The sequence below is a fragment of the Paenibacillus sp. FSL H8-0104 genome (genome assembly GCF_038050215.1).
GTDB lineage: Bacteria > Bacillota > Bacilli > Paenibacillales > Paenibacillaceae > Paenibacillus > Paenibacillus amylolyticus.
This window is the reverse complement of record NZ_JBBOTC010000001.1, coordinates 4,533,520-4,557,288: the sequence shown is the minus strand read 5'-3', so window position 1 is coordinate 4,557,288 and position 23,769 is coordinate 4,533,520. Positions and strand designations below refer to the sequence as shown.

Here is a 23,769-nt window from a genome sequence, read left to right as displayed (position 1 = left end):
TTGAGAAAGGTATTAATAATAGGTGTTTTATTAATGATTACCATATTCATTTTTTTTATTTTCATTAAAGATTCAACTCCAGTACAAACTAGCAGGCATATAATATCAGTCGACCTTAAAGGTAATTCATGCAAGGTAACTGTTAATGATCCACCAAAGCCTATAAACAGGAGTACTCAAACAGAACGATTTGAAAGTCCATCATGTAACAAATTAAAAGAAGGTGATTCAATAACCTATCGGTATCTGAATGAAGGGAAGTATCTATACATCGTTTCAATTAATAAAGAACCAACGAAAGATCCTTTGTCAGGAGTGGTAACTAAAAAGTTAGAAAATGAAGGAGCCTTCTATATTAAAGTTAAATCAAACAGTTTTGGAGATGAAACATTTCCTATAGACAAGAAAGTTTGGAACAAAGTAAATATTAAATCCAATGTTATTTTTTATCTTGATAATTGGGACACCCCTATTAACATAACAAAAATACAGTAAAAGATTGTTTGAAAAATGAGAGAAATGAGTTCATTCTTATATTGCATTTTAATATGGATAATAAAAATTGCCGTATCGTTCTTAAAGAAGATGACCTCGTTATACATCGGGGCATCTTCTCTAATATTAATGAGAGTATGAGTTGCAACCATCGGCATATCCGTTGTATTAAGGAGATTGGAGATACTAACATGATTGAATATAGGTATACAATTGAATCTAAATAACTCAACGCTGAATTTTGGGCTAAGGGTGCGACAGGGGTCACAACTAAGATTCTATTGGGGACTGACAAATTGAGAAAAATGATTAAAAGCTCAGAAGAGTTTGAGAAAGCATCACGTTTGGTTTCAAAAGTAATTTGTGTTGAAATCATGGATACTTTTGGTGACTACTCTGTAATTATGGCTGTTTTAGATCCAGACCCTGTAAATTATTACTACAGTGAGTTTTCCCAATATAACTGGTGCGTTTTACAAAAGGGTACCACCGCTGATGAGTATTGGAATATCCTTAATCAGGGACCAGAAGAAAGCCCTGCTGATGCTATTCTATCTAACTCTGAAATAGTTATATGGTTATCGCCGTCGCTGAATTGGGCAATATGGGGAGAAAGAAGTTACGGCATTTGTATTTTAGGTTTTAACGATGAAATGAGCAAGTACAGTAGTGACTCATGTTTTTCAATAGACAGGGCTATTACTGATTTGGTGGCCTTAAACTTTACCAAAGGTATACCCGAAGATGTGACTAATAAGTTAATGAAACATTATAGTATTAAGAACTAGGAACTGATAAGACCTTGAGGACTCTAATCCTCAAGGTCTTTATTTAATATCCCCTCCTTCGTATGCCTCATATAAAAAGGATATGAAGGATCTTGAAGATGGTTTAAGAACGTATTGAACCGTTAAAAAGGGATAGAAAAAAATAATATTGTTAGCATTAAAGCTCGTCGTAGTAAATTCCTCAGTGTCCTATTGTGGTTAAATTTAAGGACAACTCACAAGAATATGTGTACAACTACAGAGAAGAGCAATGGGTGCAACTAACGCTTGATATTATTCCAAAATCAATTGAATGATATGAATTGTAATGTGACATTGAATTCACGTAGCCAATCCTGAAAGTCGGATTAAACGTATTGAGACCATACGTTTAATAAGAGCATATTAAAACAAGTGGAACTGGAAGGTTTGACCCTATTGAACTAGACACTCGTCAATTTCCTTGAAAAGTGGCTCTGCTACTGCTCTTAGGGTAATGTCACAACAAAAAAAGACGCAGGGGATGTATATCCCTGCGCCTGATCAAGAAATCAAATCGGTGTCCATCAATCCATATAGGGTAGAAAGGACTCTAATAAATGCTTTTCTAACTCAAGCTGGGCAGAGCCTTTAGTGCTTGCTAACGGATGATTAGCTCGTTCCAAAGCCGCACGGATAAGAGCCTTTGCGGAATCTTTGTCTACAAACACATTGTCCATGCGTACACGGGCTTCCTTATTACCATAACGAAGCATCAAGTTGTATTCCATCTCCATATGTCGCGCCATCAAGGAGGAACCTGTAAGTTTACCATCAGCATCGGTTAAGGGATTGAAGCTACTTTTTTTTCATCTGCTTTGTTCCACGCATCCTGGACCTTCTTGAGATGCATTCTTCAAGGCCGCCTGAGAAAATATACTAATATAATTGTTAGCAGAAGAGTGGGCTGTCATAGCCAATTCCTCCAATATTCATATTACATCCTTCCGGTTAACGAACATTAATCCAAGCGGTCCACTGTGTTGGAATATTAATGGAATAGACCGTACCTACAAATTGTCCACCTGTACTAGGCGCTTCATAAACCCAAGAATGGGCAAAAGCATCAACGACACGATCACCGTCCAGATCAATAGCTTCAGACCAGTTGTTAGTCATTGTATTGCCGGCGAGTGTGCCGTAGTGACTGCTGTCATAACCGATCTGGAAAGTAATACACTGAATCCAAGCCCCGCCATGATCATTGGTCGTGGAGAGCGGGTTGTTGTTGAAGCCGTAAATTTCTTGACCACCATTAGGAGATACGACACCATATACATTAATGTGAGATACTTTCGGAGCAGGCGCAAACAGAACTGGACCACCCGCATTATCAGCCTTCTGCGATTCGAATTCAGCCTTAGCCGCTTTCACAGCTTCACGGAATTCTTTGGAATTAATAATTTCTTCCTTTGTCATAGGTTTGGCTTGAGTCACGTCACCATCTGCATAGGCAGCTACATTAAATGAAAGCACTAGAACAAGAATAAGAGCTAAACTAAACAATTTTCTCATAGCAATAAATTCCACCTTTCTTGTTATGGGTATTCTTTTACAAAAACATGTGGTTACGACAAATAGACCTGCTTGCAGATTAAAGCCTCTTGCCCTCCTCTCTTTTAAAGATGGTTCTTCCCCTTTTTTCTTTACTGAAAAAGAATTTAAGGAGGTAGAACTCTACAGGCTAGAAAACTCTATGAAGTAGGAATGTATATGTAAAATGAATGCCTGCCAATGATTATGTGTTGCAGACAAAATGTAAAACTCATTTATACGCATTGATATCTTAGCTATGATAGGCTCTGATACCCATCTTGATAATATAAGATTCCAAAATAAATATTTAAATTGTAATATATTCCATTTATACAAACATATAGTACACCTAATCATCCGCACGAGTCAAGTTTCTTCATTAATACTATGATTTGTTAAAGTTTTCGGCTTGTTCTAGTAAAATGCCACAGTATCCTGTAGTCGTAAAAGGAAAACCCTCTGGAACATGTATACACCTACATAGAGATCGTATGGGCTGAGGGACGGATATAAATCATTCTGAGCGTGGATTCATGCAGTGAAATCAGGAGATTAGCCGGATGTAATTGCCATTAAACTTCTGCTAACATAGTTTTATCATATCTTAGATGAGCGGTGAAAATGGATGAATACCATTAAAGTTACCCCTGAACAGTTACATCACGTATCGAATCAAGTGGATCAGGCGAGACAACAATTGGAGCATATACGGGAGGATATCACAAGACAGATCATGTTCCTTCAGCAGATGTGGCTAGGTGTGACGCAGGAGCGTTTTTATGATGAGTTTGCGCGGTCACGTCCTGTATTGCAGAAGGCGCTGGAAAGTATGGTGAACACCTCTAAGGAATTGAAGGATATTGCCACGCGATTTGAGAATGTTGATGCTGAAAAGGTGAGTCTTGGTAGTACTGTTGGCGCTGTAGGTGCGGGAGCAATGATGAAGACCTCAAGATATTATGCTGGTTCGGATGATAAGGGCTACCGGATGGCACAAGTCAATATGTTTGGGAAGCTGATGTGGATGCCTGTGAATGAGAATGGTGTTACGGATCAGGCAGCCCTGCAGGCATATAAGAAGGATCAGGGGCATTTAGATTTTAATCGGATGCAAGCTACGGATGCTGAAGCGCCAGGGGAAGATATTTATGCGATGCAGATCAAAGCTTTTGAAAATGGAATTCATCCCTTCACAGGCGAGCCTGTATCCGATAAGTATGCTCAGATGATGTTGACTTCTCTGAAGTTCAGCCAGCTATTTATGGCATTTCAGATGGTTCGTGGGAGTATGCCGGGTGGCAAAGGTCCGTTTCGCTTATCTTCTTCTCATCCAGTTGCGGCGAAGATTAAAAAGAATATGGAAGCGGCTGAAGCAAGGAAAGCGAATGCGTACCAGAGTAGTTGGAAAATCAATGAATTAAAGAATACTGAGGTTTTTAAAAAAGGAACTACAAGTAATGCATTGAATCATATCTTCGAGGGTGAAATAATAAAGGGACAAGCGGTTGGATTTCATTATGAAGGTATGCCAAATACCAAAGGGAAAGTTGTTGGAAATATTGATCCTCCTAATGAGTATGGTGTGTATAGAGCCAATGTAGAGGTAGATGGAATACTAAAAAAAGCGAAGACCACGTTTTTTTCGAAAGATTGGACACCACAACAAGTAATTGATGAGATAAATATAGCTTTCGATAACAAAGTTCTTTTCAAAAATAATAGATATAGAGGGACTTCCAGTACAGGAGTGACTATTGAATTTGTTATAAAAAATGAGAAAATCACATCGGCTTATCCGTTGTATTAAGAAGATTGGAGATACGAACATGATTAAATACAGGTATACAATCGAATATAAAGAAGATTTCAACGAAGTTATCGTGGACTTAGGCATCGATTCATCATTAAAGAATGGTTATTTGATTAGTAATTCTTTGGGATCGGATATATTTGGAGACTTTGCCACGATCCAGGAAGAGATCGGAAACTTAATCGAATTACTGAAAGGGAAAATAACGTTATACGAAGGTGGAGGGAATGTAAACTTAATAAAATCTGATAAGTCTTTCACAACTTTTGAAGATATCTTTGCAGAAGAAGATGAAGAGGACAGTACATGTGAAATTGAAACATTAGAATATGTAAAGATACTATTGTTGTGGGCAAAAGAGAACTTTCAGTATAAAAGCCGACGAGGCGTTATCTTGAAAGAAGAAGCGGAATTAGCATTAGATTGGATAAACAAAAAATATATTGAAATCTGTGAGATTGAGAGTCAATAATCGCAAAAGATCGTTGACCATGCCGATCGTTTATTAGAAAAGATTAATGTTGAGTTTCAAGATTCTTTCTGTCTTGTTGTTTTCAAAATTCCAGAAAAGTAGTAAAACGTCAGGGTGACTAAATGTGATGCAGCAATGAAAACAACTAACCAACAAGAACTCATAGAGCAATTAAATTCACATCGAGTGTGGATTGAAACCATTGGAGAAAAGGGTGAAAAATTAGGTGTAGATGAAATAGACTTTCGTCATGTCGATTTATCGGGATATCCTTTGGATCAAGCTTTTTTGACCGAATGTACATTTGATGGCATGAATTTGGAACATATGGACATGTCATCATCGTTGTTATGTTCATCCAGCTTTACTAACACCAACGTAGTAAATGCTGATTTCTATAAGGCAGATTTGTCTTATGCCGATTTTACAGATGCAGATGCCCAAGGTGCAAGGTTTGCCAAAGCGGATCTTTCTGAGTCCATTTTTACAAATGCGAATTTGTCAAATGCAAAGCTAATTTCCAGCTCCCTGTACCTTACAGATTTTCGAGATGCTAATATGAATCAGGTAGATGTCAGTTCAGCATCGTTTAAAGGAACTTTGTTGCACGGTGCTAACTTAACAGGGCTTAGGGGAATAGAAGAAGCCTTTATAAAAAGCATCAATATCGGAACGCCAGAAGAACCAAATATTCTGGTGGGTGAGGAAGCTATAAAGTGGTTGCAGGACAAAAGTTTGAGTAAGGAATAGATTTTATGCTCGAACTTGCCTGTAATGTGGGCTCACCAGATAAACTGCACTTCGTAATAGGGGAGAAAGCTAAATAAGATGGGGACTTCAGCTGTTATTTTAACAAAAAAAGACAAATATTCACCAGAGCAGTTTCTAGCTGATACGATTGTTGCAGCTTTTCATTCGGACGTAGCTCTCTATTTCTATAATAATAAGACGTATACAAATGAAGGAGAGTTCCTGTATACAACGCTGAATATTAATCATAAGTCATTCACAGGGGACAAGGAATCCTCATTGATTTTCCATATTCACAGCATTAGTAGCCCAAGCACAGAATTTTATTATCACGAAGATTTGGGTTTAGATCCTAATGTATCACTATCCCAAGTCGGGCACATGGATGATATTTATGGTAATCAAGAGTTGATACTTCATTTTATTTATGAATATCTCAAGCTGAATCCTGATGATTATTTCTGGATTGCAGACAATGATTGGGTATACAGGTTGGAGGACATGCAAAATCTAAAATCTTTACCGTATGACCCAGATTGGTGTTATCAGAATCCTAGAGACTAACTTCTAAATGATGACGTATAATTATGAGACATATCTTTTGCTCCGCTAAGTAGAATAGTTGGCGTCACTTATATTTTACACAGCGAGTCAAGAATGTCTCTTTTTACGTTCATGGATCAACTCTAGTTATTAAGCGGTTTTTATAATGATGTAAAATAATGGAGGTTTCAAGTGTGCCGTATGAATTAGGAGGAAGATCAGATAAAAGTGGAAATAAATTTGAAATTCGATGGACAGTAAATCAGATTCTTGAAGTATTAGATGAAAGACTAGATTATATTACATTAGAACCTCTCGGAGATGACGAGCAAGGAGTTGATATCTGGGTCGGACTAAAGAATGGCACTAGAGAAGCACAGCAATGTAAAGGACGAAATGCAAGTAAAGAATATTGGGATTATGGCACAGCTAATGCAAAAGGAATCTTCACAAATTGGAAGTTCCAATTAGAAAGAAATGAGTCTAACACAGTTTCATTAGTATCTCCGTTAGCATTTACCCTATTAGAAGACCTAATTAATAGAGCAAATAATACAAGCACGTCCCCTCAGGATTTTTATCAATTTCAAATACTTACTGCCAGTAAAGAACTGAGAAGCTTCTTTGAGAATTTTTGCAAATCAATGGAATTGATCCCTCAAGTGGATCATGATTTAATAAAGTGCATTTCACTTCTGAAGAGAATATCGTATCGTCAGACTTCAGATAGTGATTTAAAAAGAACGATATTATCCAGAATTAATTACCTTTTTCTGGGTGACGAAAATGAGATATATGAAACGTTGGCTACTTGGGTTATAGACGGAGATATCTTAGGGAAACCAATTACTCCATCCGTCATTTATCAGTTAATTAATGGAAGAACAATGATTTTAAAAAATCTTGCATTAGACAAACGAATTATCCCACGATTTGAAGAGCTAAATCGTGAATATACCTCTTTATTTCTTCCATTAAATAATAAACTTATAGAAAGAAAGGAGTTTTATGAGAGCAGAAAAGCAATAAGTTCAGGCGAATCATTAATAATACATGGAAAAGCTGGGAGAGGAAAAAGCGGTTGTACAGAAGACATTATTAACTATTGTCAAGAAAATGCTATAACGTTTATAGCTTTAAAATTAGATAAGCGTACTCCAAGTGTAAGTGCTCAGAAATGGGGTGAAGATTTAGGGTTGCCCTCTTCTATAGTTCATTGTATCCATAGTGTTTCCAAGACTGAGAGTGCTGTGATTATTTTAGATCAGTTAGATGCACTACGTTGGACTCAAGCACACTCAAGGGATGCTCTATTGGTGTGTACTCAAATTATAGATCAAGTTGAAAGAGTAAATTTAGAAAGAGAAAATAAGATTTCAGTAGTTTTTGTATGTAGAACATATGACTTGGAAAATGATAATAATATTAAATCTCTTTTCAAAACCGATAATAACAAAAAAACAGCTTTGCATTGGAATAAGATTCAAATCAATGAATTTCCCGATGATTCGGTCAAAGTTATTGTCGGTAATCGTTATGAGAACTTGACAAAAAAATTGAAAGAAGTATTACGAGTTCCAAGTAATCTATATATCTGGAAACACTTAGATAATGCTAGTGAATATAATGAATGTTCAACGGCAAATCATCTGGTCTTAGAATGGTGGAGACAATTAGAAAAAAGATGTTTTGAATTTGGACTTAATGAGGGATCTCTTAATGAAACTAAGGAGCAACTTATTAAGCAGTTTGATAAATTAGGTAGAATATCTATTCCTATAAATTTATTAAGTGTCAACAGGTCAAGTTTGGAGTTTTTATCTTCAAACGGTTTCCTGATGTTACAAGGAAATAAAATTTCTTTTGCTCATCAATCAATATTAGATTGCTTTTTAGCTGAGATGATGCTGAAACAATATTATGAGAACGAAAACATATTAAATGTTATTGGCGACAAGGAGAAGCAAACACCTGGAAGAAGATATCAAGTTCAGATGATGTTACAAAATTTAGTGGAGTTTGACAGTGCAGATTTTCTTGTTGCTGGACAAAAGATTCTTGCGTCTGAGAATATCCGATACAGTGTCAAGTTTGTTTTTTTTGAAATATTAAATCAATTGGAACATTTAGATCGTAATGTACAAAATTATATTATTGATAACTGTGAAAATGAGATGTTTGCTTCTCATATAATTAATAATGTAGTAAATTTCAAACCTCAATATATTAATTTACTTAGAAACAAAGGTATTCTTGATCGATGGTTTGAAGATACAGAGAAGAAACAGACGGTAATTAATCTTATTATTAGTAAATCACCTGAATATGAAGTAGAAGATGCACTATTTATAGAGAAACATGCATTTCAATCACAAGAAGATGATACTAATTTCATGCGATGTTTCTTACATGATATTAATATGGATATTGACGAGATGTTCGAATTGAGAATGAAATTTTATCGTCGATATCCGAACATGGCAGAAAACTATCTTGACTTTAAGGCAATGCTAAGAAAATGCGAGATGAGAACAATACGGGTGTTTGCATTTCTTTTAGAAAATAAACTGAAGCGTCATGCTCAAACTTTGTATAGATACGAAGAAGAATTTCTACTGGAAGATTCGGAATTTCTAATTCAGGAAGGTAGCGAAGTTATTAATTTACTACTACCTTTTGTTCCAACTATAGAGAACGAAATTTCATCTTTTAATGATTGGTCTGCAAGGTATTCACACATAAATGGTCTTGAGCGAGCTTGTATTCAGATCATAAAAAAAGCAAATACGGTAATAATTTTATCAAATCCAAAAACATTTTGGGAACGTTATAAAGGATATATGGGTAAAGGAAACGACGTATACAACGAAATTATTTTAGATGCAATGATCAAATTACCGTATTCCTATAGCGATGCTATTGTTGAGTACTTATGTAGTGATTTTGAAAATAATATTTTTGATAAAACAAGTGGTAACGGTGATCAATTATTACTAGCAAAACAAGTTATGGCAAGACATTCGGAACACTGTAGTTTACCTATTTTTGAGTTACTAGAAAAGACGGTTATCAGTTATGTATCCCCGTTAGCTAGAAGACTATATCAACGTAGAATTGAATATAACCGAGAGAATAATGGATCGATAGTTTACTGGAGTTTTTGGGGGGACTTACAAAAAGAAATCCTTGAAGCATTGCCATTGAATCAGCTTAGCAAAAAAGCCAGAGATTTGATTCATGTGTTACGGCGAAGATATAAAAATGAAACTACTTTATATATGTATTCTAACGGACACAGTGGCTCTGTAAGTTCGCCTATTGCTGGGAAGAAGCTTAGTGATAAAAGATGGATTGCTATATTGACTAATCAAAAACTAAGAACAAAAGGTGGTTCGCGCTGGAATGAGGTTCCAGGAGGTTTTGTTGAAAGTTCAATTCAATCCTTTTCAAGCACTTTTAGCACTGCCGTTTCAGAAGAACCAGAAAGAATGATAAAGTTGTTGCTCTCATGTAACGATACAATATCTGAAATTTACATTGATACTTTATTTAATGGAGTAGCCCACAGTAAAACGTTTAAGAATATCCCATTAGAATTACTAGAATCGATGATTTTTAAATTTTCATTTAATTTCACTTCATATAGAGCAAATTCTATATGTACAATGATTGAGAAAAGTGATGATGTTGGATGGTCACAGGAGATGTTAGATTCACTTAAGGATATTGCAATTAAACACAAAAATCCGGAAATTGGAAAGCCAAATGTAACTAATAATGAAGATAAAGAAATGCGTAGCTTTGAGATGTTACAAAGTAATGCAATAAATTGTGTGAGAGGTGAAGCAGCTCAAGCCATAGCTAACTTACTATGGAAAAAAAGTGATCTTTTCAGTGAGTTTAAAGATACCATTGAAAAGTTAGTATTTGATGAAAACCCAGCAGTAAGGTATGCAAGCCTATTCGCACTATGGCCCTCCTACAACATTGATAGGGATTGGGCGTCTGAAAAAATCCTTTATCTTTATGAACAAGATTATCGATTAGCTGGATTCCATGATACAAGAAATATGTTTTTTTGGTTATATCCCCGATATCGTCAAAGAATAATCAATATTATCAAGCAGTGTTACGATTCTGAAGATGATCAACTAATTAGATCAGGGGCGCATTGTTTGTCTGAAATGTTTATCATAAAAAATGATTTTGTTGATGAAATGGCTAACGTAGATAATATGAGTAAATTACAAGCTGAGGAAATTATTTATATGGTTATGTTGTATTTCGATAAAGAAGAGTACAATTCATTAGCTAAAAATATTATTCTTAAATTTAAAACAAGCACCTTAGATTTAGAAATGCCGATCTCAAGATTATTTTATGATAATTTAATCGATTTGGAGAGAGATAAGGATTTTCTAATTGAACTAATGAGTTCAGATTTGAGTCGTAGAACATTGCATGCATTTGTAAATTATCTCGAAGAAGAGGCAAAATCGGTAGTTGAATTCAAAGATATAATATTATCAATGAGTCGTCATTTAATTCAGAATGATACTAGAGGATATGAAGGTCTATGGGGTATCCATGATGATATCTCTAAATTAGTTATTGGCCTATATGATGAAACTACTGAAGATACGAGGCCAGAGATAAGATGTATAGCACAAGAATGTCTAGATATTTGGGATTTAATGTTTGAAAAGCAGATTGGACCTGTGAGAAGACTAAGCCATGAAATGATGCAAAGATAACAAGAGAGTCTAGGTTATAAGTGAAATAAAAAGTGACTGAACTGGTCCCTGTGAACGACCAGTTCAGTCACTTCTTTTGCTTAGCAAACGTCTTGATGAGCGTGGAATACGAGTTCATTGTCATTGTGTTCGCAAGGGTAGGACTTTTTAGTTTAAGGGATAAGGTTTTCTTATATCCGTCCGATTCAAGAGATAATCTGTACTGGTCTGATGATAATCAGCCAATTTTATCAATATAGCTGTTGGAATATCCAACTCGCCTCGTTCATAGTTGCTATAAACACGTTGACTACAGCCGAGATAGGCGGCCATTTGTGTTTGGGATAAGTCTTTGTCTTCACGCAAATTGCGTATACGAGCGTACATTATCATCACCTCATCAACATCATACTTTAGCGTGTTATCCGCTATTGATTTTTAGCGGAAAATCCGCTAAAGTATAGTGAGAATAGTTGGTAAAAACACTAGGTGGGGATAACATGTCAAACCTGATCGAGGATTTGTTTCATGGAAACCTGCGGTTGGACGAGTCGATTCATCCTGAGCAGGCCGAGTATCAAGAGATCAATCGTCAAATATCGGACCTGATGCAGGACTACAAAATACAGCTTACCGAGAACGAATACGATGCTTTGGAGCAACTGATCGACTTGATCGGACAATCCACGTCCATGTATGTGGAAGCGGCATTCGAGCAAGGTTTTCGCACAGGCGGCAGACTGATGATTGAGGTTTTAGCTAAACCGTGAGTATTTACCTACTTCATAAGCCAGCGGCAGACAATGCACAGCAATTCAAAAATCCCCTCCTCCATTACCACCGCTTAGGCGGAATGGGGAAGGGGACTTGCTTTTAAATCATTCTTTTATCATATTACCTACCGCTTACCGCGCACCAATATTCTTACCCGCTGGCGTACCCGAGCCGATCAGATCACTGCCACCCGCAAGCTTGAGGAAATTGCCCAGGACAGGCGTTCCGTCCGCGCTACGTGTTACTGAAGGGACGAGGGAGACAAAGTCGGCTGCGCTGGCGAGCAGGCCTTTGGCGTTCTCGCTTTTTTTGTTTTTCCACCAGACGTTGGTGCTGCTGACGTCGGTTCCGCTTGTTTTGTCGCTGGCGCCGCCTTGGAAGGACAGGTTGTTGGTGAAGATGTGGGTGCCTACATCAAAGGCAAAGTTGCTTTGCCCATTGTTCCAGGAGGTGTTATTTTTCATCTGGATCGAACCGGGATTGCTGTTGTAGGTGAAGCCGTGCTTTTTATTATTAAACGCAATGCTGTTCTCTACGATATGATTCACTGCAATCTTCTCGCCGCCGAGCTTGAACCCGTTGCCATCGCTGTTGGAGGTGGAGGTGCCGTCTGATGTTGCACCGTTAGCATAGGCGATGCTGTTGCGGATCGTAACCGCGCCGATGGCGCCTGTGTCCGTTTTGCTATACAGATCCCAGCCATCGTCCACGTTATAGGCCGCAATACAACCGTCGAAGACGTTGCCCGGGCCTACGGTCAGTTTGGCCGCAAAACCGTCTGCATCCTCGCCGTCATCCGGGTCATAGTTATTGTGGGAGTAGGAACGAATCACTTCATTATATGCAGGCCATTCACTCTTGGCGGCTGTGGAAGCATAACGTCCCATTTGAATACCCGTATCCCGGTTGTGATGAGCTTCGATCTGCTCCAGACGGTTGTAACTGCCTCCGATGAAGATGCCGTTGTCGCCCGCACCCTTCACCTCAAGCCCTTTGACGAACCAGTAGTCTCCGAACATTTGCAGTCCACGATTGGTGGAAGCGAAGGCCTGGGCTGAGAAATCAAAGACCGGTTTTTCCGATCCATACGCCACCAGGTTTTTACGTTGGCTCGATGTGCCGCTGTTGCCACGTTCAATGGTAATAGTCTGAGAAAAGCTGTAGTTGCCGCCGCGCAGATAGATCGTTTTGCCTGGTGCGATCTGGGTCAATGCGTTAGCCAGTGACGTTGGACTGTTCAGTGTTCCCGGATTGCTGGCTGAGCCGCCAGGAGACACATACAGATCACCCGCAGCAAGTGTCACACTTGAGGTAGCGGCTGCTTCTGATGGGTTATTTTGCAAGCTGCTCTCGATCAGTTCCTCAGCACCGGCCGATCCACCACCAATTAATAATAGAGGGAACGCGGCACTCAGACAGATCTGGGCCATTTTGGATTTGAGGGAGCGTTCCTTCAGAGAACGTGCAGATACATGAGTGGATGTGGATGGGAATAATTTCATTACGTAAGCCTCCTTGGTTAATTGGGAATAGAATGAAGAGCATGTGGTATCCGTGTACCAGACCGTTACCTATGAGATAGGTCATGCCGGCTGGTTAGATGTAATCTCAGGACACAACTTTATGGTAAATGTTGTAAGCGTTATCATCAATAATCATCTGATCAGATGGAGGTACATGCAGGCAGGTCAGGCCTGCAAGCTTCCAATGCCTGTAATATCACGTGAATTATGTAATCTTTCCATTGGGTGATAGCTCTCATTTAACGAAGAATCATCTGAAATGAACGTAGAGAAGTACGCTTTTCCATCCCACGAGCACAAGTCTTACCTTCGATCCACTCATATGAACTTCTTTTAATTTAAAATACATAGCTGCATGCATCCTGAAGTGGAGATTACACTCAAGCTAGTCATGAAAAAGCCCTGATGGCAGTTGCAACCGGCAACTTGACGATCAGGGCTATGCTTAATCCAGAACGTAATCTGCTTACTCAAAATATCCAAATGTACTAACAGTGTCAGACTCAGCTATCCAAACGCTGTCCATCCACCTTAATATCCGTCCGTCTCACGACTCTGTTTCTTCGCTTGCTCCACGCTTGGTTCATGTTTCGGTTGGACCGTCGCACTATCATCGGTTGGCACAGAGGCCAGCCCTTCAGCTACACGACGACCGTAATCGGCATCGGCTTGGGTGAAGTAAGAAATCATACGCTCCCGGATATCCGGTTTGCATTGCGCCAAAGCCCCGACCATGTTGCTGATCAACTCATCTCGCTCCCAATCCTCGAATGCCCGGTACGTATCACCGGCTTGACCAAAATCATTCGTACGTTCGATCTTCTCACGCACTAGCCTGCCCTCCACCAATGGTTCATGCTCCTTACCACGTGGCGCCGCTTCCTTTAGTCCACCGAGCGAGGAAGGTTCATAGTTCACATGTGGATTCTGACCCGGTGCCCGATCGACCTGATACTGCATCTGCCCGCCGCTTTGATTCGTGGCTACCCGATTTTTCGGTGCATTCACAGGCAATTGCAGGTAGTTTGCACCCACCCGGTGACGCTGGGTATCCGAATAGGAGAAGGTCCGTCCTTGCAGCAGTTTGTCATCTGAGAAATCCAGCCCGTCTACCAATACACCTGTGCCAAACGCTGCTTGCTCCACTTCATTGAAATAATCCTCGGGATTACGATTCAGTGTCATTTTGCCCACAGGTAGAAAAGGAAACTGCTCCTGCGGCCACAACTTGGTCGGGTCCAGCGGGTCGAAATCCAACTCCGGATGCTCGCCGTCTTCCATCACTTGAACGCACAGCTCCCATTCGGGATATTCCCCTTTTTCGATGGCGTGATACAGATCCAATGTCGCATGATTGAAATTCTGTCCCTGAATCTCGCTCGCGTCTTTTTGCAGCAGGTTGCGTATCCCTTGATTGAGCGGTTCCCAGTGGTATTTGATGAGTACGCCCGTGCCTTCCTGATTGACCCATTTGTATGTATTAACACCCGACCCTTGCATCTGCCGATAATTCGCTGGAATGCCCCATGGAGAGAAGAGGAATGTCACCATATGGGTAGCTTCAGGACTTAGCGATACAAAATCGAAAAACCGCTCCATATCCTGTGCATTGGTCAACGGGTCTGGCTTGAAGGCGTGTACCATATCCGGGAATTTAAGCGGGTCACGAATGAAAAAAATTTTCAGATTGTTACCCACCAGATCCCAGTTGCCATCTTCGGTATAGAATTTTACAGCAAATCCGCGCGGGTCCCGCAGTGTCTCCGGTGAATGTCCGCCATGTATAACGGTAGAGAAGCGAACGAAAACGGGCGTTTGTTTGCCTCTTTCCTGAAATAGACGTGCACGTGTGTACTTCGATACTGGTTCACTCCCGGCTGATCCATACGCTTCAAATATGCCATGAGCGCCAGCGCCGCGGGCATGGACCACACGTTCCGGAATACGTTCGCGGTCGAAGTGAGTAATTTTTTCGAGAAAATGATAGTTCTCCAGCGTAGTCGGTCCCCGGCTACCAACGGTTCGTACATTCTGATTGTCCGTAATGGGATGCCCTTGTCGATCCGTTAATGTCTCAGCTGATTTGTCTGAGGAATGCTCTGGTTGTGAAGACTGATGATTCATGGAGTGGAGCACCGCCTTTCCTTAAAGTGGATTCCTGTATATATTTTCCCTGAAAATTGGTTCTATACATTAAACCTCGCAAATAATCTCGTAAAAAAAGCTTGTCACCCGCTTCATCGCGTGAGATAATTAACTTTTGCCCTGCGGCCTTTTTTGAACGGAAAAATGAAAGAGGACCGCGTCTAAGAATGGAGGCTGACCTAGGATTGTCTACACAACGTTATCCTTTTGCATATGATCCGGCTGAACCTTTTGTATCCCGTCTCGGGGAATGGGTTGCCGATGTTTTTTACGATATTTTGCCAGAGTTCGGCTTCGAGGTACGGGATGAACAGATTTTTATGGCGTACCAACTCGAACGGGCCTATGGAGATAAAAAGACCATTATGGCGGAGGCCGGTGTCGGAACAGGCAAGACGTTAGTCTATCTGCTCTACGCGGTCTGTTATGCACGTTATACGGGCAAACCGGCAGTGATCGCCTGTGCCGATGAGTCCTTGATTGAACAGCTTGTGAAGCCCGGTGGAGATATTGCGAAGCTGGCTGCACATCTGGACTTGGAAGTGGACGCACGTCTGGGCAAGTCACCGGATCAATACGTCTGTCTGAACAAACTAAGTGCGATGCGATTTGCGGATGAAGATGCGCCTGTTATTGAAGAAGTGCATGAGAGTCTGCCGGATTTTGTGAACACGCCGGGTACACTTCAGGCCTTCCATCCGTATGGTGACCGCAAACAGTATCCACATCTGAATGATCGTCAGTGGAACAAAATCAACTGGGACCCGTTCCAGGATTGTTTTGTTTGTCCTAAAAGACAACGCTGCGGCCTGACGCTGTCGCGTGACCATTACCGACGTTCCAAAGACATCATCATCTGTTCCCATGATTATTACATGGAGCATGTGTGGACCTATGATGCGCGCAAACGCGAGGGACAATTGCCCTTGCTGCCTGACCACAGCTCAGTTGTATTTGATGAAGGACATTTGCTGGAAGAAGCAGCCCTGAACGCACTGAGCTACAAGCTGAAACACCGCATCTTTGAGGAACTCGTCACTCGCCTGTTAGAAGGAGAGATTCGTGAATCCCTCGCGGAGTGTGTAGATGAAGCGATTGAGAGCAGTGAGCGACTGTTTGCATTGCTGGATACGTATACGGTGGCGATCCCTGGTTCGGAACGGAAAGAAGTTCGGGTAGAAGCACCGCTTCTGCGTGAGATTGAACGTCTGACGAGTGTGCTGGATGCGATCGGTGAGGAATTGGTATTTGAGAGCGGATTGTTCTCGCTGGATGGTTACCAGATGCGTGTTGTGGAAGAACATCTCGATATGATTCAGTCTGCGCTTGCCTTGTTCCGCAAGGAAGATGGTTACATCTGTTGGGCGGAAGAGAGCGAGGATGAGACGACCTTATCGATCATGCCGCGCACCGTGAAGGAAATGCTGAACGAGCGTGTGTTCAACACAGGTATTCCAATCGTGTTCTCCTCCGCCACGTTATCTGTGGACAGTTCATTCCGTTATGTGGCGGACAGCCTGGGCATTGATGATTTTGTATCATTCTCGGTGGCTTCTCCGTATGATTATGCGGACAAAATGAAGATGAAAATTACCGATGAAGCTATACCGGGTCACCCGGAGAATGAAAATCGCATGCGTGATGCGGTGTCGTTACTTCAGGAGAGTGGAGGACGTGCGCTGGTTCTGTTCCGTACGATGGAAGAGCTACGTGCGTTCAAGCAGGACATCGTTCATGTACCTGAAGCAGAAGGTTTGCGCTTTATGTATGAGGGCGACCGGGAGATCAGTGATCTGATTGCGGCGTTCCAGCAGGATGAGGAGAGTGTGCTATGCTCCGTTAATCTGTGGGAAGGACTGGACGTTCCAGGTCCGTCATTATCCAATGTCATGATCTGGTCGCTTCCGTATCCACCACAGGACCCTGTCTTCAATGCAAAACGCAGTGCGTCGGCAGCACCATACGAAGAGATCGATCTTCCGTATATGCTCCTGCGTGTGAAGCAAGGTCTTGGACGTCTGATTCGGACAAGCACCGATTCCGGTTCTGCGGTCATTCTCGATGAATCGCTGTATACCAAAAAGGAAGCCAAAGACCGCATTGCGGCCCTGCTTCCCGAAGGTGTGGAATGGACAACCCTGACACACTAACTAGCTTACGTTAAATGTTCTTGCTTTATTTTCGATGATAAAGTTTCTTGCCAAAATAAGTTCTTGTTCTCTGCGGATTCACCATCCGTAAGTGAGCAAGGGCTTTTTTTGTTTTGATGGTTCCTTCAATGTACTTCTCTTCCCTTTTTTCGAGGGATTTTCCCTCGCTCCTCGCTACCAATCGCTCCAACATTCTAACGAACCTACCGCACCTTATTAGGGTGATAATGAAGAGATGTAAATTCTAACGAATCTCAGTAACGTTATCCCGCCGAAAATAGCTCTTAAGCCTGTAAATCGACCGATTTGGAGAAATAACGTCGCTGTGATTCGTTACACGTCAGACCTGCGCAAATAGGAGCGAATAGCGTGTGTCAGGTTCATTAGAACCAATGACCAATGAGCGCTAATAAGGGAGGGCCTCTGTCATGCTCATGACTTATGGGAGATGGAAGCCCCTTTTTGATGTGTACAGATTTATGCTGTGTTAAAAAATACCCATGCTCAGATACCGTTCCCCGGTATCCGGCGCAATGCAGAGCACCCGGTGACCCGCCCCCAGTTCCTTCGCGATGCGAAGGGAGGCCCACACCGATGCCCCAGAGGAAGGGCCGAGCAACAGCCCTTCCCGGGCAGCAAGCTGCCGCATCGTATCCAGTGCGTCCTCATCGGACACCTGGATGATGGCATCCCACACGTCGGTATTCAGGATGTCCGGAATGAACCCCGGACTTGTACCGACGAGCTTGTGTGGTCCGGGCTCGCCACCGGACAACACCGGAGAACCTTTGGGCTCCACCGCATAGATGCGAATACCGGGTAACTGCTTGCGCAGTTCTTCCCCGGTTCCCGTAATCGTTCCGCCAGTGCCCGCCGTAGCGATGAAGGCGTCCAGCCTGCCATCCATCTGCTGCATAATCTCGGGAGCCGTCGTGATCCGGTGAATGTCCGGGTTCGCCTGATTCTCGAACTGCTGCGGAATGAAACTTCCCGGAATGTCTGCTTGAAGTTCTTTCGCTTTGCGAATCGCACCAGGCATCCGCTCTGCAGCAGGGGTGAGCACCACATCTGCGCCGTAGGCTTTCAGAATGTTGATGCGTTCCTTGGACATATTGTCCGGCATGATCAGAATGGCTTTATATCCTTTGGCGGCGGCATTCATCGCAAGACCAATCCCGGTATTGCCGCTCGTTGGTTCGATAATGGTAGCACCAGGGAGCAAGTGTCCCGCAAGTTCAGCCTGAATGATCAGGTTATAGGCGGCACGGTCTTTGACGCTGCCACTCGGGTTAAAGTATTCCAGTTTCACGTATACGTCAGCGGAGTCGCTGCCTGTGAGTCGGTTCAGTTTAACGGCAGGTGTCTGGCCGATCAGTTCTGTCACATCTGCGGCAATGCCTGTATGTGCGGGTGTTTGTTTAATCGAATGTGTATTCAAATCCATGAAGTACAACTCCTTGATTGATAAGACGTTGAGCGTATATCCGGTTGAAATCAATTCATGCCTTATTGGAATGGTTGGATATCTCTTCTCCATCTTAATGAACACAGCTAGCGATGGTCAACTTGTTTTGCTGGGGAATGGGTTCTATATTGTCAGAGTTGTATCAAGTCTGCGCCAAGTCCATCTGCAGATGCCGACTGAGTTCTTTTTTGACTTCATTACGTGCGAATGTCCACAGCATATAGAACCGTTGCCAATACCCTCTGCACATATACAGAGTTTCGATACCCTCGGCTTCCCGTTTCTCTTCCAGTACTTTGACACCGCGGGTTCTCATCTGTTTACGAAGGGCCAACATCTCCTTGAGCACATTGTTTTGAATGCGGGTCAGCGACAGAATGTAGACTTCGGGCATCTTCAGCAGCAACGTATCCAGTGTGTGAATATCTCGTTCAAGTACATCCAGTAATAGCGTGCGCACAACCAGACCTTTGATCAGACGATGGTCTTCATCCGCAGGGGATGGGGCGGAAGTTGAGGATGTCATATGTTCACTTCCTTAACCTTTAATTGGAATTTTATATTTACAGAACATGTGTTCCTATATTATAATCAATATATGTAATGGAGATACACAATACAACCGAGAAATATTGGAAGCACACATTACCGCATTTTCCTAAAGGTACAGATAATGAATGAAGCTAGGGATTTAGGGACAAGCCTGCTCCAAAATAAGGTATAATTTATGGGTTTTGCAGGAAACCTAAGGCCATAAACCAAATAAGCCTTATGCAATGCAGTCTGCTACAGAAGTAATTACAAGCAATGAATTACTGCAATGAATTGCTATTACGATTATGATCATGATTTAAGGATGTCTTGCCTTAACACAATGGCACCAGGTCAACGAGTAGAAGTAGCTTTATTTTAGCGAAAATGAGCAACAAAAAAGCCCCTGCCTTGGGCGGCGGGGCCTATGGAATACTGCCGATTCAGCGGCAGGTCTGATGATGTGTTCAGAAATTAAGCAAGATATTGAGGCTTTTCGTAGAACGCCTCTTTTTCAAGAATGACCTTATAAGGTCTTTCCTTGCCCTTCAGGGAGGGCCCAATGGTAGTTAGCGGTACGGCCGGCTTGTGGAAACGATCTTCTTCCTTGGGTTCCGGAACCGGTCGTGATGATTCGGGCGCAGAACTGAGGCGTACCTTTTTTTCGCTGCCCCAGCGCTTGCTTATTTTTTTCGTTTCCGGTTTCATTCCGGTTCGCCTCCTAACAAATCGTTGATGGCGTTGAACAGTTGACGATTCTGTAGGTCAATCTGCTGAAATACCGCCTCATCCGCTTCAATATGTCCAATAATGTGAACGGTGATAACATACCTCTTGGCTACAGGATAGCATAGCAGATACTCTTTCTCAAGGTAATCATCATACAGGTTAATCTTGATTTTATTCTCCCGGTAAGAATCAATCACCAGAATGCGCTTGGGATCATCCGGTTGTTTGTCGTCGTTAGCGGACAAGTCATACTTTCTCCCCGGTTCTCCAACATTACCACATAATTGCTCAATGTAACCACTGTCATCTGTACGGTATATGGCTGTGCCACGTACAGCGAATGGAGGATGAGAGACAAAGGCAGTACGTAAGGCATCGCTCATTCGCTCCAGCATCTTGGCATCTGCTTTGCGGGTACGCAGCAATTCCCTAAAGAACCGCAGCAACTTAAGCAGTTGTAACCTTGCTTCTCCCTCAGTGCGTTTATGCTTCTCAATGATGTTCTCCAATTCTGGATCACTCCAGCGTCCTTGTTCCTCAATACTGTCTGCGATTTTGGAACATGCCACGGACACGGCTGGTGCCCACTTTCCGTCAGAACGGATTTCATATACGAGTGGATTTAACCCCAGCAGATCTGTGGGCATACGCAATCCTTCAACCTTGGTTGTGTCCTTGATGTCTGTAATATCCTCAGGAAGAATGAAAAAAATACGTTTTCGTCCCAGACGACCCATAAACAGACCCATTTCCAGCATTGTATTATCCCGGACTGACGCGTAGTACTTCCCGCGAATTTTGGATATATCATCCGGATGAAAAATAAAAATGGCAAAGTCAGTCGTACGGACCTCTACTTCCAGATCGTCCATGGTATAGCTACTTGGATTAAAAACCCCGGAATACCAAGGGGTAACTTCGGCTGAAAAACGTAAGTTTTCGTGTACTGCGGCTGCAATCGGCTTCGCTTCCAGCGAGCAGCCAATAAAGACTCTTGGCTTTAACGTTTTCATCAATCCGCCTCGCTTAAACGGTAGTGGGATTCAATTGTTATATTATACCATAAACAGCAGAGTAAGTCTGGAAACGTCTGAACTGGACAAAGAATAAGCCGATTACGTTTGCTATAGTGTATGTGTGAAAGGAAAATGATTCCTTTAAAAAGCGCAAGAAAATAAAAAAAGGCCCCAATTTGTCACAGTTGGGTGACTGACAGTTATTTTTGGAAGCTTTGGTCATAGAATAAAGGAGCAGGTTGCACCATTAGCAAGCATTGCTTATCCTGGTGTTGCCGTATGACTGCTGGAGCAGTCCAAAGGCTACTTTATGCCTGTTTTTGAGGGGTCTACTGTTTAGACCCGGTCACGTTGGTGTTATATAATAGAAGAACAAGCAAGTTAGCTTTGGTGTTTAAACTGAATGAACTTGCAACTGCTGTAAGTTGGATTTACAATTTACACAGGAACGAAGAGTGCAGAACCCATCTGTAGAAGCGAAGTGTTCGCCTTAAAGCTTTTTGAATGAAAGCAGCTTCGGAAGCATAAGCGATCACCGGATTTTCCCCAGAGGGAAAATGGAATTCCAAAAATCCGGGGATAACCGCGATCAAAAGAGGGTACTGTAATCCAAGTGTAAGTGTACAATTAAATGTTCAAGCTTATGCATTGTAGTTATTTTTCAGTTTAACTGAGCACAGCTAACCACAACAGAACAGAAAGGATCAGGATACCATGAGTTCCCGAAGGACAATCTCCCCAAGGACGATCTGGAAACGTTACGATCTCTCATACACATAGCGCCCCTTGTAGAGTACACCAACCGGTTCAAAAAAACGGCTGACTCTGCGAAAGAGGGGATTGGAATGAATATTCGAAGGACGTACACGATGATTTCTTCCAGGCTTACCTTTTGCAGGGTACGGTCGGTCTAAAAAACCAACCTACAAACTGCGAGGGAACCTGAATGAAGAGAACATCGTTAACCTTACAACACGTTAAAACAGAGGCGATCAAATTCGCCATTATGCTACTCGGTACATTTATTTTAGCTTTTGCTTATTATCACATTAACTTTCAGAATCATTTATCGGAGGGCGGATTTGTTGGTCTGGCCCTGCTCGGAAAATACGCAACAGGCTTATCACCTGCTATCGGTATGTTGTTACTGGACATTCCGGTCATGATCCTGGCTTGGTTCCTTAAAGGCTGGAAATTCATGATTCAGGCATTGCTTGGCGTCGGTGCATTTTCCCTATTCTATGACGGCTTTGAACGATACTCCACACTGGTATTGTCGTTTAACGGAAATCTGTGGATTCCGGCAGTTCTATCCGGTATTTTGACAGGGGTAGGCGCTGGGATCGTGCTTCGATTCGGTGGAGCGACAGGTGGAGACGATATTCTCGCCGTGCTGGTTAGCCGCTGGAAGGGATGGAAGCTGGGAACAGTTTTCTTTGTCAGCGATGCTTTTGTATTGGGATTGTCGCTTTTCTTTCTTCCGGTAAAAGAAACTTTATATACGATTCTGGCCGTATGGATTGCCAGCAAAGTCATCACGTACGTCGTTAGTGTTCCGGCTCGCGGAACCGTGGTTACAACTTCGGCTGTGAAATTGCCGATACCATCGGCTGCAGCCAAGGCAGTTAACGCTGCTGCTATTTCACAACGGACTACGGTGGCTAGAGGGGTATCCAATTAACCATACGTTTCAGAACAACCATAACCTGTATGCATCATATTCAGGTCTTGATAGTTAAAGTTCATACAAAATCCCTTTTGACTGCTCTTCAGCAGCAAAAGGGATTTTGTTGTTTTCCGATTCATTCAGGACTTGATCGAAGAAGCAATCTGACCATCCTGATTATGGATAATCGCTCGAATATTTTGTTTGCTACTCAGTTCTTTGGCCTTATTTACAGCTTCTGCCTTAGTATCAAATGTGGACAGATAGGTAGACTTTCCTTCTTCTTTGATCGCCCAGCCGGAGTCAGTAGGCACGACATGGATGTTGTCATGACTTTTGGACGAAGAGACGGGCTCGGAATGACGACGATCCGTGGAAGACGACTTTTTAGGGTTGGAATTATCGGAAGAAGATGTGAAGTCCGATTTCGAACTTTCCGGTGCGGGATGATTTTCATCCCATTCTTCCGCCTTAGCTGTCGCTATGGCAATCGAGCGTCCTTCCTCATACCCGTCATCGAGCAGAGCATTGGCAATCTCAATTGCTTTATGTCTGACACGTGGTTCCAGGTTCTTCATGGATACCGGATAATCATGTTTGTTCCAAGGCATATAAACCCCTCCTG

20 protein-coding genes are annotated in these 23,769 nt (G+C 42.0%); 10 read left to right on the top strand and 10 right to left on the bottom strand.

Annotation, left to right across the window (positions count from 1 at the left end):
• Together NST38_RS20280 and NST38_RS20275 are read left to right on the top strand one after the other, a co-directional pair.
• The gene (locus tag NST38_RS20280) at positions 1 to 495 is read left to right on the top strand and encodes a hypothetical protein (protein WP_076250947.1); all 495 of its coding nucleotides are present in this window, start codon (positions 1 to 3) and stop codon (positions 493 to 495) included.
• Positions 496 to 791: 296 nt separating this feature from the next.
• A complete protein-coding gene (locus NST38_RS20275) occupies positions 792 to 1,283 on the top strand; it encodes a hypothetical protein (protein WP_076250949.1) in 492 nt (163 codons plus the stop codon).
• A 545-nt stretch (positions 1,284 to 1,828) separates the two neighbouring features.
• Here the strand turns inward: NST38_RS20275 and NST38_RS20270 are convergent.
• Both NST38_RS20270 and NST38_RS20265 read right to left on the bottom strand, forming a co-directional pair.
• Positions 1,829 to 2,038, bottom strand: a complete 210-nt coding sequence (locus tag NST38_RS20270) for a hypothetical protein (protein WP_076250951.1) — start codon at positions 2,036 to 2,038, stop codon at positions 1,829 to 1,831.
• Between the two features lie 214 nt (positions 2,039 to 2,252).
• On the bottom strand, positions 2,253 to 2,816 hold the full coding sequence (locus NST38_RS20265) for a DUF4879 domain-containing protein (protein ID WP_076250953.1): 564 nt from the start codon (positions 2,814 to 2,816) through the stop codon (positions 2,253 to 2,255).
• 646 nt (positions 2,817 to 3,462) lie between these two features.
• Here NST38_RS20265 and NST38_RS20260 point away from each other — a divergent pair.
• The 5 genes from NST38_RS20260 (at position 3,463) to NST38_RS20240 (ending at position 11,166) form a co-directional block, all read left to right on the top strand.
• Positions 3,463 to 4,644 (top strand): WXG100 family type VII secretion target, encoded by a 1,182-nt coding sequence (locus NST38_RS20260; protein WP_076250954.1) that lies wholly within the window; start codon positions 3,463 to 3,465, stop codon positions 4,642 to 4,644.
• 19 nt (positions 4,645 to 4,663) lie between these two features.
• Positions 4,664 to 5,119 (top strand): hypothetical protein, encoded by a 456-nt coding sequence (locus tag NST38_RS20255; protein WP_074095734.1) that lies wholly within the window; start codon positions 4,664 to 4,666, stop codon positions 5,117 to 5,119.
• A gap of 135 nt (positions 5,120 to 5,254) precedes the next feature.
• On the top strand, positions 5,255 to 5,869 hold the full coding sequence (locus tag NST38_RS20250; protein WP_076250956.1) for a pentapeptide repeat-containing protein: 615 nt from the start codon (positions 5,255 to 5,257) through the stop codon (positions 5,867 to 5,869).
• 78 nt (positions 5,870 to 5,947) lie between these two features.
• Complete coding sequence (locus NST38_RS20245) at positions 5,948 to 6,433, top strand: hypothetical protein (RefSeq protein ID WP_076250958.1); 486 nt, start codon at positions 5,948 to 5,950, stop codon at positions 6,431 to 6,433.
• Positions 6,434 to 6,606: 173 nt separating this feature from the next.
• Positions 6,607 to 11,166, top strand: a complete 4,560-nt coding sequence (locus NST38_RS20240; protein ID WP_076250960.1) for a hypothetical protein — start codon at positions 6,607 to 6,609, stop codon at positions 11,164 to 11,166.
• A 147-nt stretch (positions 11,167 to 11,313) separates the two neighbouring features.
• On the opposite strand, the gene NST38_RS20235 is transcribed toward NST38_RS20240, so the two are convergent.
• Positions 11,314 to 11,532, bottom strand: coding sequence for a helix-turn-helix domain-containing protein (locus NST38_RS20235; RefSeq protein ID WP_076250962.1), 219 nt, complete (start codon positions 11,530 to 11,532; stop codon positions 11,314 to 11,316).
• A 113-nt stretch (positions 11,533 to 11,645) separates the two neighbouring features.
• Here NST38_RS20235 and NST38_RS20230 point away from each other — a divergent pair, with 113 nt between their 5' ends.
• Positions 11,646 to 11,915, top strand: coding sequence for a DUF6809 family protein (locus NST38_RS20230; RefSeq protein WP_076250964.1), 270 nt, complete (start codon positions 11,646 to 11,648; stop codon positions 11,913 to 11,915).
• A 135-nt stretch (positions 11,916 to 12,050) separates the two neighbouring features.
• Here the strand turns inward: NST38_RS20230 and NST38_RS20225 are convergent, their stop codons facing one another.
• Both NST38_RS20225 and NST38_RS20220 read right to left on the bottom strand, forming a co-directional pair.
• Complete coding sequence (locus NST38_RS20225; RefSeq protein WP_101313603.1) at positions 12,051 to 13,421, bottom strand: right-handed parallel beta-helix repeat-containing protein; 1,371 nt, start codon at positions 13,419 to 13,421, stop codon at positions 12,051 to 12,053.
• Between the two features lie 552 nt (positions 13,422 to 13,973).
• Positions 13,974 to 15,566 (bottom strand): catalase, encoded by a 1,593-nt coding sequence (locus tag NST38_RS20220; protein WP_076250965.1) that lies wholly within the window; start codon positions 15,564 to 15,566, stop codon positions 13,974 to 13,976.
• Between the two features lie 206 nt (positions 15,567 to 15,772).
• Between NST38_RS20220 and NST38_RS20215 the strand changes: the two genes are divergently transcribed.
• Entirely contained in the window at positions 15,773 to 17,737 is a 1,965-nt protein-coding gene (locus NST38_RS20215; protein WP_338706507.1) for an ATP-dependent DNA helicase, read from the top strand.
• 487 nt (positions 17,738 to 18,224) lie between these two features.
• Here NST38_RS20215 and cysK read toward each other — a convergent pair whose 3' ends face one another.
• The 4 genes from cysK to NST38_RS20195 all read right to left on the bottom strand — a co-directional run bounded on the left by cysK (position 18,225) and on the right by NST38_RS20195 (position 21,475).
• Entirely contained in the window at positions 18,225 to 19,181 is a 957-nt protein-coding gene (gene cysK, locus NST38_RS20210) for a cysteine synthase A (protein WP_076250969.1), read from the bottom strand.
• A gap of 163 nt (positions 19,182 to 19,344) precedes the next feature.
• Positions 19,345 to 19,728: a hypothetical protein gene (locus NST38_RS20205; RefSeq protein WP_036674948.1), complete on the bottom strand. Its 384-nt coding sequence runs from the start codon at positions 19,726 to 19,728 to the stop codon at positions 19,345 to 19,347.
• A gap of 479 nt (positions 19,729 to 20,207) precedes the next feature.
• On the bottom strand, positions 20,208 to 20,441 hold the full coding sequence (locus NST38_RS20200) for a hypothetical protein (protein ID WP_017687536.1): 234 nt from the start codon (positions 20,439 to 20,441) through the stop codon (positions 20,208 to 20,210).
• Positions 20,438 to 21,475 (bottom strand): nucleotide-binding protein, encoded by a 1,038-nt coding sequence (locus NST38_RS20195; protein ID WP_051447360.1) that lies wholly within the window; start codon positions 21,473 to 21,475, stop codon positions 20,438 to 20,440. The genes NST38_RS20200 and NST38_RS20195 overlap by 4 nt, the downstream gene beginning before the upstream one ends.
• A 949-nt stretch (positions 21,476 to 22,424) precedes the next feature.
• On the opposite strand from NST38_RS20195, the gene NST38_RS20190 reads away from it, so the two are divergent.
• Entirely contained in the window at positions 22,425 to 23,159 is a 735-nt protein-coding gene (locus NST38_RS20190; RefSeq protein WP_047843647.1) for a YitT family protein, read from the top strand.
• Positions 23,160 to 23,284: 125 nt separating this feature from the next.
• On the opposite strand, the gene NST38_RS20185 is transcribed toward NST38_RS20190, so the two are convergent.
• The gene (locus NST38_RS20185; RefSeq protein ID WP_076250971.1) at positions 23,285 to 23,755 is read right to left on the bottom strand and encodes a DUF2188 domain-containing protein; all 471 of its coding nucleotides are present in this window, start codon (positions 23,753 to 23,755) and stop codon (positions 23,285 to 23,287) included.
• Between the last annotated feature and the right edge of the window lie 14 nt (positions 23,756 to 23,769).